Below are 2,385 nucleotides of genomic sequence, written 5' to 3'. Positions count from 1 at the left end.
CCTTCACTATATTCTTCTATGCCGTCATCTATACGATGTGGCTGAAGCGCTGGACGCCGCAGAACATCGTCATCGGCGGCGCAGCCGGCGCCATCCCGCCGGTGATCGGCTGGGCTGCTGTGACCGGATCGGTCAGCCTCGAAAGCCTGATCCTGTTCCTGATCATCTTCCTCTGGACGCCACCGCATTTCTGGGCGCTGGCGCTGTTCAAGTCGGACGACTATGCCCGCGCGGGTATCCCGATGATGCCGAACGTCGCCGGCCATGCCTCGACCCGCCGCCAGATCTTTGCCTATGCGCTGATCCTGGCGCCGGTCGGCGTGCTGCCCTGGGGACTCGGCTACACCACCGTCGCTTATGGCGCGGTTTCCATCCTGCTCGGCCTGGGCTTCATCTGGTATGCCTGGAAGGTGCTGGGCATGAGCGACGATGACCGCGCTATGAAGCCGGCCAAGGCGCTGTTCGGCTATTCGCTGCTCTATCTGTTCGCCATCTTCGCCGCCTATCTCGTCGACAGCGTGGTCGGGCGCGCCCTCGTCTTGGGGGGAGCATGATCGTGGCCGACAAGAACCTCGAACTGGTCGCCTTGACCGAGCGTCAGCGGAAGGCGCGGCGCAACCGTTCCGTCGCCATCGGCGTGGCGCTGGCCGCGCTCGTCGTCATCTTCTACGTCGCCACCATCGTGAAGTTCGGCCACCATGCTGCCGGCCTGACGCCGACGAACTTGATGTGAGGCGGCGATGAGCGGCGAGATCATCACCAGGCACGGCAGGAAGAACAGCAACCGCATCGTCGTGGCGGTCTGCCTTGCCTTCTTCACCGGCATGGTCGGCATGGCCTACGCGGCGGTGCCGCTTTACAAGATGTTCTGCCAGGCCACCGGCTATGGCGGCACGACGCAACGCGCCGAGAAGCAGTATGCCGGCCGCGTGCTTGACCGCGACATCGCCATCCGCTTCGACGCCAATACCAACGGCATTCCGTGGCAGTTCGAGCCCGTCGCGCGCCAGGTCACCATCAAGATCGGCGAGACGACGCAGGCGCATTACAGCGCGACCAACAAGTTCGATCGCCCCATCACCGGTCGCGCCTCCTTCAACGTGCAGCCGGAAATGGCCGGCGCCTATTTCAACAAGGTGGAGTGCTTCTGCTTCACCGACACGACGCTGAAGCCCGGCGAGACGCTGGACATGCCGGTCGTGTTCTATGTCGATCCAGACATCGTCAACGTGCCGGAACTGAAGGACTTGAAGACCATCACCTTGTCCTACACGATGTTCCCGGTCGAAAAGAAACAGCCGGTCGCGTCGTCCGCGCCGGCCGCTGGCAGCAGCAACAAAGTTCCAGATTCCGAAGCAAGCCTCGGGGGTTGATATGGCAGACGCGCACGCAAAACCGAACCACGACTACCATCTCGTCAATCCGAGCCCCTGGCCTTTCCTGGGCTCGATCGGCGCGCTGGTGACCGCCGTCGGCGGCGTCTGCCTGATGCGGTATCTCAAGGCCGACACCTTCCCGGTCTTCGGCCATAACATCGCCAATCCGTGGCTGTTCTTCATCGGCCTCATCATCGTGCTCTACACGATGTTCGCCTGGTGGTCGGACACCATCAAGGAGGCGCATGAGGGCTACCACACGCGCGTCGTGTCGCTGCACCTGCGCTACGGCATGATCATGTTCATCGCCTCCGAGGTGATGTTCTTCGTCGCCTGGTTCTGGGCCTTCTTCGATGCCAGCCTGTTCCCGGGCGAGGCGGCGCAATATGCCCGCACCACCTTCACCGGCGGAGTGTGGCCGCCGAAGGGCCTCGAGGTCCTCGATCCCTTCCATCTGCCGCTCTACAATACCATCATCCTGCTCACGTCGGGCACGACGGTAACCTGGGCGCACCACGCGCTGCTGCACGGCGATCGCAAGGGTCTGATCAACGGCCTGGCGCTGACCGTCGGCCTCGGCATGCTGTTCACCATGGTGCAGGCCTACGAGTACATGCACGCGCCCTTCGCGTTCAAGGACTCGATCTACGGCGCCACTTTCTTCATGGCGACGGGCTTCCATGGCTTTCACGTCATCATCGGCACCATCTTCCTGCTCGTCTGCCTGGTGCGCGCGATGCGGGGCGACTTCACCCCGAAGCAGCATTTCGGCTTCGAGGCGGCCGCCTGGTATTGGCACTTCGTCGACGTGGTCTGGCTGTTCCTGTTCAGCTGCATCTATGTTTGGGCTTCGAATGGGGCGTTGATCGAAGCTCACTGATCTGGGCAATCCAAGGAAAAGTGCGTTAGCGGTTTTCCGTCCTGAATTGCTTCAACGATCGAGGCTTCCCGAATTCCAGAAGGCGGCTGCGGCGACGTGGCCGCCTTATCTTTTTGAGCGAAAGGGTCT

General features: G+C 62.2%; 4 protein-coding genes. All 4 read left to right on the top strand.

The window, feature by feature from the left end; translation table 11 throughout:
* Positions 1–554: protoheme IX farnesyltransferase (locus tag EOA38_RS33855; RefSeq protein WP_145966206.1), on the top strand; the 554-nt coding region annotated here is incomplete at its 5' end.
* On the top strand, positions 551–733 hold the full coding sequence (locus tag EOA38_RS33850) for a hypothetical protein (RefSeq protein ID WP_126095233.1): 183 nt from the start codon (positions 551–553) through the stop codon (positions 731–733). The genes EOA38_RS33855 and EOA38_RS33850, both read left to right, overlap by 4 nt.
* Positions 734–740: 7 nt before the next feature.
* Positions 741–1,373 carry a cytochrome c oxidase assembly protein gene (locus tag EOA38_RS33845; protein WP_127220607.1) on the top strand — a complete coding sequence of 211 codons (633 nt, stop codon included), beginning with the start codon at positions 741–743 and terminating at the stop codon, positions 1,371–1,373.
* 1 nt (position 1,374) lies between these two features.
* Positions 1,375–2,256, top strand: a complete 882-nt coding sequence (locus EOA38_RS33840; protein ID WP_127220605.1) for a cytochrome c oxidase subunit 3 — start codon at positions 1,375–1,377, stop codon at positions 2,254–2,256.
* Positions 2,257–2,385: the final 129 nt, after the last annotated feature.

It is taken from the genome of Mesorhizobium sp. M1E.F.Ca.ET.041.01.1.1 (assembly GCF_003997355.1).
In the GTDB taxonomy this organism is placed as follows: domain Bacteria; phylum Pseudomonadota; class Alphaproteobacteria; order Rhizobiales; family Rhizobiaceae; genus Mesorhizobium.
The sequence above is the reverse complement of the archived record's forward strand: the minus strand, read 5'-3'. Positions and strand labels throughout refer to the sequence as shown.

Excerpts from the sequence above, each read along its gene's own strand:
- EOA38_RS33850 (WP_126095233.1), top strand. The coding sequence starts at position 551 with ATGATCGTGGCCGACAAGAACCTCGAACTGGTCGCCTTGACCGAGCGT.
- EOA38_RS33845 (WP_127220607.1), top strand. The coding sequence starts at position 741 with ATGAGCGGCGAGATCATCACCAGGCACGGCAGGAAGAACAGCAACCGC.
- EOA38_RS33840 (WP_127220605.1), top strand. The coding sequence starts at position 1,375 with ATGGCAGACGCGCACGCAAAACCGAACCACGACTACCATCTCGTCAAT.